This window comes from Streptomyces huiliensis (genome assembly GCF_020037025.1).
GTDB classification, from domain to species: Bacteria; Actinomycetota; Actinomycetes; order Streptomycetales; family Streptomycetaceae; genus Streptomyces; species Streptomyces huiliensis.
Window position 1 is genome coordinate 1 of record NZ_JAIQLH010000279.1, and the last position, 7,788, is coordinate 7,788.

Below are 7,788 nucleotides of genomic sequence, written 5' to 3' on the forward strand. Positions count from 1 at the left end.
GCGACCGCCCGCTCGCGGTGCCACCGCCGTTCCGCGTCGATCCGCCGTACCTCGGCCTCCGCCCTCTTCTCCTCCCGGTGTGCCGCGCGTTCCTTGGGAGTGCGCAGGATGGGGCCGAGGAACGTCTCCGCCGCCCACTCCAGCGCGGCGTAACCGAGCGCGAGCAACATCAACGGGGACGCGGCGACCGCGCCCAGGACGGTGAGCACGCCGATCCGCCCCGGCCGGAGGCGGCCCCGGCCCGCCGCGACGTGGACGTCCTTGGGCGGCTTGGGTATCGCGGCGAGCGAGCACCAGCCGGCGGCCGCGAGGGGCGTGCGGCCCAGCAGTTCGCCCGCCTTGTCACGGGTGCTTCGGGAAGACACTGTCCTCGGGCTCCTGTCGTCGTGGGCGGCCGCTGGGCCCGCGCGGGACCGCACCGGCCCGCACGAGCACCGCACACATTCTTCACGACGGCGCGGGTCGCACGGACGGAGAGCGCCCGGGCCGGCGTTGGCGTTCCCGCCGCAGGTCAGGGCAGGCGGCCTGGATAAGGTCAGCGGATGGCTTTCGGAAGGAACAGAAGCACCGAGCCGCCGCTCCCGGTCATCGACTGGCGGGACGTCGAGCATTTCGTGATCAGCGACGTGGAACGGGGGCCGGGGCCGGGTGCCAAGCGCCCGGTGCTCGGGGGCAACGCGGTACGGGTGCCCCGGCTCGACGGGCAGCGCCTCGTCAAACCGCCGTGCGCCTTCCTCGCCACCCCTTCCGGCCCGTCCAGGGTGGGCACGCTCTACGAAGACCGGGAGCGACAGCGACTGCTGTGCACGGTGGACAGGGCCGACGGCGCGGGTAGCGAGGGCGGTACCGGTGGAGCGGGGCACGATGGGGAGCGGCGCTACGTCGTCCGCGACGAGCGAGCGCGGGAGATCGGCGTCATCCGCCGCGTACCGCCCTCGAAGCAACTCCTTCGGTGCACCTGGCGCATCGAGCAGCCGGGTCACCCGGAGATAGTGGGCCGCAACAAGTGGGTCGCCATGCCGCCGCAGGGCGTCCCGTTGCGCGTCGTGGGCAAGTTCGCGGAACAGGTGCTGAACGCCGTGTTCTCCCCGGGGGGAGAGGACGGCGACGGGCCCGTCCGCGACCGGACGCTGCTGTGGGTCGCGGACGGGGCGGAGGTGATGCAGTCCGTGGGATCCGAGGTCAGCTCCATCAAGGCGGAGTGGCTGGACCGTCGGCTGGCGTTCGCGATGGCGGTGGTGGGCGACCGCTGAGGGGCCGGCACGCCCCCGCGCCGCATCCACAGCCGAGCGCTGATGGCCCGTCAGCCAATACTCGGGACAGGGAGGGGGCGGCACCGAACCGCCACCCCCTCCCACACGCCACCCGGACCCCTACCGCCCGGACTTGCGGACCGAACAGGTGGCCGTGGCCGTGCGGTTCGGGTCGCTCTCGGAGCGGGCCGTGAGGGTGATCTTCCCGTTCCGCTCGGCGCCCGCCGTGGCCGCGACGGCGACGTCGACGGGGACGGAGGCGCCGGCCTTGGCCGTCGCGAGCCGGTTGGGCAGCCAGGCGGACCAGCCGCGGCCGGAGGCGGCGGCCGACAGCCGGTACACGTCGGCCGAGCGGTACCCGTCGTCGGCCTCGGCGGGCCGGCCGGTGTTGGCGAGGTCGAACGTGCACCGGGCCCGGCCGTCCACCGGCCGTCCCTTCGCCGTGCCCCGCCCGAGGGCGGCGCCGCGCACCTGCGGGCCGGTCCCGTCGAGGGACTTGACGCCGACGCTGTAGGAGAGGACGCCGGAGGCGTCGCGCTGGATGTCGAGGACGTAGAAGTGCAGGCGGTTGGCCCGGTCGACGTACTCGTACGAGCTGCCGGAGTCCGCGCCCGCGTGGAACAGGGCGTCGCTGAGCTGGCGGTAGTCGCCCATGGTGATCTTCTGGAGGGTGCCGTCGGGCCGCTTGAAGTCGACCATGCCGATGTCCTCGGGGTGGGCGTCGATCACCCAGGCGAAGGGGGCGCGGTCGGCGTTCTTCGTCTTGCTGATCAGCACGCCGTGGTCGGGGGTGAAGGAGTCCATGCCCATGCGGTCGACGACCTCGACGGTGTAGTTGTCGTAGCCGCCGCCGTCGCAGAGCGGGTCCTTGGCGCGGTCGCAGGCCGGGGAGAGGTCGCGGCTCATGCCGATGTTGATGCCGGAGAGGCCCTTCTCGCCGGCCGGCGCGGAGCGGGCGGTGACGCGGGCGACGACGAGCCCCTGGTTCCTGAGGTCGTCGCGGTCGAGGCGGAGGACGTTCTTCTCGTCCACGATGCCGAGCTTCATCTTGTCCCGCAGGACGTGCTGGGCGCCCATGGAGCCGCCGGCGGTCGCGGGGACGCGCCAGCGCGTGTGGGGGCCACCGGGTCCGTTGAAGGAGCCGCGCGAGAGCATCCCCCAGATACCGGTGTAGCTGCGGCTCAGGGGCGTCCCGTAGGGGTTGTTGTAGTTGTCCCCGATACCCAGGATGTGGCTGAGCTCATGGGCGAACGTCGCCATGCCGGAGCTCTCGGCCTGGGTGGACGACCCGTTCGCCGCGTTCGGCCAGATCCGCGCGGCGGCCTGCCAGGACGTCCAGGGCACGTACCGCGTCTTCGCCGCGTTGCCGCCGGAGGCGAGCGGGGACGGCGGCCCCCAGGCGGCGGGCACGTCCTCCGGCGACCGGAACTTCATCTGCCCGAACTCCTGCCAGGCGGACGACTCGTCCACGCCCGCCGTCAGGTAGAAGACGAAGTCGAACTTGCCCGTCTGCCCCGCGCCCACGTCGGCGACCCAGGCCCGCTTCCCGTCGGCCCTGATGTCCTTCCCGCAGGTGTCGCCTCGGGGGCAGGCCCCGGGGTTCATCTCGGGCTCGATCCCGTACTGGTAGGACTTCCCCGGCAGCCGGTACACCCCGAACGCCGTCAGGTCGACCCCGAAGCGGCCCCCGGAGTCCTCCATCCAGTACTCGTTGATCGTGTGCCCGTGGTTGAGGGCGCCCGGCTTGTTGAGGAAGTCGCGGTAGAAGGCGGGCACCCGGTCGCGGGGGATGCCGGAGGCGGGCGGCTGCGGGTTGCCGAACCGGCCGGCGCCGGCCTGCTTGCTGACCGAGAACTCCTCGTCCTGGTAGTCCAGGAGCACCAGCGCGCCCTTGAACTTGCGCTGCGTGGGCTGGAGTCCGGGGTCGGCCCAGCGGGTGCCGGGGACCGACCGGTACTCGGCCCAGGTCATGTCGTCGGGGTTGCGCCAGTTCTGCGGGTCGATCGGCCGGACCAGGGGCTGCCGGCCCCGCGGTCCCGCGTCGGGCGTCGCGAGCGCGGGCCCGGCGGCGACGGCGGTGGCCGTCAGCCCGATGAGCGCGGCGGCGACGCGGACGCGGCCGAACCGTATTCGGCCGGGGCGCGACCGGCCGCTCCGTAAGCCCGGGGAACGGCTGTGACGGTGGAGGAACAAGACTCACCTCTTGTCTGAAGTCGTCCCCTGCCGTCAGGAGTTGACCGCCGGAGACGCGGCAAGCTGTTCGATGGGGGTGCCCACCGGGGCCAAGGTAAGGGGGAGGGAGTCGTGGCGCCAGAGTGACGCGGCGTCCGGCTGCCGGCAAGGGGCCCGCAGGGCTTCGCTGTGGACGGGGGCACCCCCTAAGGGGACGGGAGTCCAAGGGGACGGGAGCCCTAAGGGGCGCCCATGGAGACCCGCACATACTCGTACAGCGCCTCCCGGACGAAAGCGGCCCCCTCCACCGACCCGTAGGTGGTGGCGAAGCAGGGGTCCGACACGTACATGTCCCCGAGCCCGCGCACCAGCTCCACCGACCGAGCGTGATCACCGTCGGCCACCGGCGTGCCGGGGATCGCACCGAGCCAGGCGACGTGCCGCGCCGCCAGCTCCTGCGCACGCTCCGAGAACGGGGAAGCGCCTTCCCGCCACGCGGTGGCCCAGGCCTCGACGAGCTCGTCGGTGTCCCGCTTCCAGGCGAGCTGCTGCCGCAGGTCCTTGCCGTGCCACCAGTCGTTGCTCACCCGGAAGGCGCGCTCGCCCCAGCGGGCGACCACCTCGTCCTCGTAACGGTCGTTGAACCCCTCCAGCATCATGTCCATCGTCGGGTCGTGCCCCGAGCGACGGGCGTCGAGGGTGCGCCGGACGGCTCGTATCCGCCGGTCCAGGCGCTCGCGTTCGGCTTCCAGCAGCCGGATCTGCTCCTGGAGCGCCGTCTCCTCGTCGGCCTCCCGGTCCAGCACCTCCGCGATGACCGGCAGGCTCAGCCCGAGGTCCCGCAGCAGCAGGATGCGCTGCAGCCTGGCGATCGCGTCGACGTCGTAGTAGCGGTAGCCGTTGGCGCCGACGCGGGAGGGCGGGAGGAGACCGATGTCGTCGTAGTGGCGCAGGGTGCGGCTGGTGATGCCGGCGCGGCGCGCCACTTGCTGAATGGTCCACTCCACGGCCATGGCCTCCCCCGTCACCTGCGACACCTCCTCCCCCATGGTCCCGTCTGCTCCGCAGGGGCCTCGCCCCGGCCCCGCCCTTCCACCGTTTTCGCGAGGCTGCGCCCCCGCCCCCGGGACGGGCTGATACAGCCCGTCCCGGCGTTTGACGACGAGCGGCGAAGCCGCGAAAAGGGGGGTCTGGGGCGCAGCCTTGGGAAGCGGCGAAAGGGAGGGGTGGGGCCAGGGCACCCCCGCCTCACGCGACCTTGGGAGCGGCCCGCATCCCGACGTAGCAGCACCCGGTCCCATCGGCCAGCGTCGAGAAGACGACCGGCATCCAGTCCTCGCTGAAGGCCGCCCCGACCCCCGATCCGGCGAACACCGTCTCGCTCACCGGCCGCAGCTCGATCTCCAGCGGCTCGGAGAAGTCCTTCATGCCGTCGACGAACTCGTACCGCAGGTGCGCGTTCCCGTCCCGCTCGCTGACGGTGATGACGACACCCTCGCGACGGTACGTGCCGACGAGCGGCGCGAGGTCGACGACGGGCGGGACCTCCGCCGGGGCGAAGGAGTCGGGCATCCGCACACCGGCCAGCTCGCCGAGGAGTTCCCGGAAGAGGGCGGCGTACACCTGCCGAGCGCCGCCGCCGTTGGTCGTCAGGGCGACGGCCACCCCGGCGTGCGGGACGACGCGCAGGTACGCGTACTGGCCGATGGATGCGCCGTCGTGACCGAAACCGGCCACGCCGGACCAGTCGTACAGCGACCAGCCCAGGCCCCAGCCGTCGGCGCTGACCGTCCACTTGTCGGGGACATCGACCTCGCGCCGACGCATCGCCTCGGCGGTCTCCGGGCCGAGGATCCGGGTTCCGTCAGGGGCGGCCCCGCCCGCGAGGTGGGCCCGGGCGAACCGGACGACGTCGCCGGCGCTGGCCAGGACCCTCCCGTAGGGGCCGGCGGAACGCGGCATGAGGTCCCAGGCGGGGGCTGGTTCCGGCAGGCGCCCCGGCTCGCCCAGGTGGCTCATGGCCGCCCGGAAGGCGAGCGCCTCCTCGGGCAGGGTCATGGTCCGGGTCAGCCCGAGCGGCGCGACGAGGCGCTGCTTCAGGGCCTCGTCCCAGGTCAGGCCGGTCAGCACCTCGACGATGCGGCCGAGGACGTTGTAGCCCACGCTGCTGTACGACGAGCCGGTGCCGGGCGGGCAGTCCAGGGCCACCCCCTCGGCGGCGGCGACGTACCGGGCGAGGCAGTCGTCCCCGCGTCCCGTGTCCAGCGTGAAGTCACAGGTGAGACCGCTGGTGTGGCTGAGCAGCATGCGCGGCGTGATGGCGGCGGTGGCCTCGGGGTCCGCGACCGAGAACTCCGGCAGCACCGCGACGACCGGCGCGTCCAGGTCCAGCGCCCCCTCTTCGGCCAACTGCATCACCAGCGTCGCCGTGTAGACCTTGGCGATGGACCCGAGCTGGAAGACGGAGTCGGGCGTGGCCGCCACTCCGGTCCCCCGGTGCAGCAGACCGGTGGCCAGCTCGTGGACATCCCCCTCCGCGAGGACCGCGAGCGAGGCCCCCGGCACGTGGTGCGCCGCGCACAGTTCGTCGAGGCGGCTCTGCCAGCGGACGGCGTCGAAAGCGGAGCCCGCCGGCCGCGCCGCATCCCGGCCACGGACGGTGGTGGTGGTGAGGCCCTTCGACATGTCTCCCCCAGGGACGAGTGTTCGATGCCGACGGGCCTCCCCGGACCCGGCGACACCGAACACTGTACGGAGCTCCGCACACTGTTCGCAAGACCGTACGGTGTGCGCCGCCGGGCTATCCTGGGCGGGCGGACGCGGGAGAGCGAAGCCGAGGCGCACGCATGGAGACACGGAGGAGAGACGACCGAATGTCGACCGACCAGCACGACCCCACCCCGCGGACGGCGCCGGCCCGGCCGGCCGCCGCGGACCTGCCGATCCCCTCCGTCTGGACGCGGCCGCGCCGGTCACGCCGCGAACAGCCCGCCCTGAGCCGGGAGCAGATCGTCTCCGCCGCCCTCGACCTGCTGGACACGGACGGCCTCGAAGCCCTGAGCATGCGCAAGCTCGGCGCTCGCCTCAACGCCGGTGCCACCTCGATGTACACCCACGTGTCGACCAAGGACGAGCTGATCGAACTCGTCGTGGACGAGGTGTACGGCGAGATCGGCGTACCCGCCGCGGACGACCCGGCCGGCTGGCGCGAGGCCGCCGCCCGCTCCGCGCACGGCCTGCGGACGACGATCCTCCGGCACCCCTGGCTGGCCCCCGTACTGGGCGGACTCGGACTCACCCAGCTCGGCCCCAACGCCATGCGGCTCTCCGAGGGCCTCCTGGCACTGTTCCGGGCGGCGGGCCTCCCGTCCGACGAAGCCGACCTCGCCGTGTCCACGCTGAGCGCCTACGTCATCGGCATGAGCAGCAGCGAGGCGGCGTGGCTCACGACGGTCGCCCGCAGCGGCCGCACCGAGCGCGAGTGGTTCCAGGGCCTGTGGCCGACGGCCGAGGAGGCGGTCGGCGAGCACCCCCAACTGCACGCCCAGTACACCTCCTTGCGGGATCGCGACCCGCGTGAGGCGCGGGACGAGAAGTTCGCGTACGGGTTGCGGCGCGTACTCGACGGCCTGGCGACGCGCATCACGGACGGGGCGGGCGGAACGGACGGGGCGGGCGGAACAGACGGGACGACCGCCGGCGCGTGACGTGGGGGGCGACCGACCCTGCCGGGAAATTCAGGGCAGGTCCGCTCCCTGAACGGACGACGAGAAATCGCGGCGCCGACGAATCCACGCGCCGAAGACGTCGGCGTTTCCCTCCGCCCGGACGACCTTCGCGGCGCCTACCCCTGACCCACACCCTCCGACCGGCATACCCGAGCACCAAACCTCTCCCGGACAAATCCCGGGTTTTTTCCACCCATCGGTGGAACGTGCTCCCGAACTCGCCCGCCGGGTCACGGCATTGGCCAGGCTGTACGGGTGCGGGGATGGCTGAGAGCGGGACGGCTGACGGCGCTGGCTGCGTTCGCCGTCTTCGGGCTGGCGGGCGAGGCCGCCGCCGACGACCTGGAGGCGGATGCGACGGCCGGCAACAGTTCGCTGCACGCGGTCGTCCACCACGTGCCGAGGCTGCTGCCGCCACACCCACCGTCGCGCGTCCGTGTGAACGCGCTGGGCGGCGCGCTGCGGGCGCGCGTGGACGACGACGGGGTCCGCTGCCTCGCGGTCGGGGCGGACGTGCTCCGGGTGACCGCCAACGTGCGGCTGGGCCGATGCCAGGCCCAGCGCCCACCGGCCGCCGCCGCACCCGCGGCCCCTCCTGCGGCCCCTCCCGCAGCCCCGGCACCCGCCGCGCCCCC

The 7,788-nt window shown here is 73.1% G+C and carries 6 protein-coding genes and 1 pseudogene; 3 read left to right on the forward strand and 4 right to left on the reverse strand.

What is annotated here, in order from left to right; all coding sequences use genetic code 11:
• Positions 1-365 (reverse strand): annotated as a pseudogene (locus JNW98_RS31020) (hypothetical protein); the annotation flags it as partial.
• A 177-nt stretch (positions 366-542) separates the two neighbouring features.
• On the opposite strand from JNW98_RS31020, the gene JNW98_RS31025 reads away from it, so the two are divergent.
• On the forward strand, positions 543-1,253 hold the full coding sequence (locus JNW98_RS31025; RefSeq protein ID WP_223771629.1) for a hypothetical protein: 711 nt from the start codon (positions 543-545) through the stop codon (positions 1,251-1,253).
• Between the two features lie 120 nt (positions 1,254-1,373).
• Here JNW98_RS31025 and JNW98_RS31030 read toward each other — a convergent pair whose 3' ends face one another.
• The 3 genes from JNW98_RS31030 to JNW98_RS31040 form a co-directional block, all read right to left on the reverse strand.
• Positions 1,374-3,446, reverse strand: a complete 2,073-nt coding sequence (locus JNW98_RS31030) for a M6 family metalloprotease domain-containing protein (protein ID WP_223771630.1) — start codon at positions 3,444-3,446, stop codon at positions 1,374-1,376.
• Positions 3,447-3,664: 218 nt separating this feature from the next.
• Positions 3,665-4,474, reverse strand: a complete 810-nt coding sequence (locus JNW98_RS31035; protein ID WP_223771631.1) for a MerR family transcriptional regulator — start codon at positions 4,472-4,474, stop codon at positions 3,665-3,667.
• 199 nt (positions 4,475-4,673) lie between these two features.
• Entirely contained in the window at positions 4,674-6,110 is a 1,437-nt protein-coding gene (locus JNW98_RS31040; RefSeq protein WP_223771632.1) for a serine hydrolase domain-containing protein, read from the reverse strand.
• A 188-nt stretch (positions 6,111-6,298) separates the two neighbouring features.
• On the opposite strand from JNW98_RS31040, the gene JNW98_RS31045 reads away from it, so the two are divergent.
• Positions 6,299-7,132, forward strand: coding sequence for a TetR/AcrR family transcriptional regulator (locus tag JNW98_RS31045; RefSeq protein WP_223771633.1), 834 nt, complete (start codon positions 6,299-6,301; stop codon positions 7,130-7,132).
• A gap of 276 nt (positions 7,133-7,408) precedes the next feature.
• Positions 7,409-7,788, forward strand: a 380-nt coding sequence (locus tag JNW98_RS31050) for a hypothetical protein (RefSeq protein ID WP_223771634.1), incomplete at its 3' end; no start/stop codon positions are given.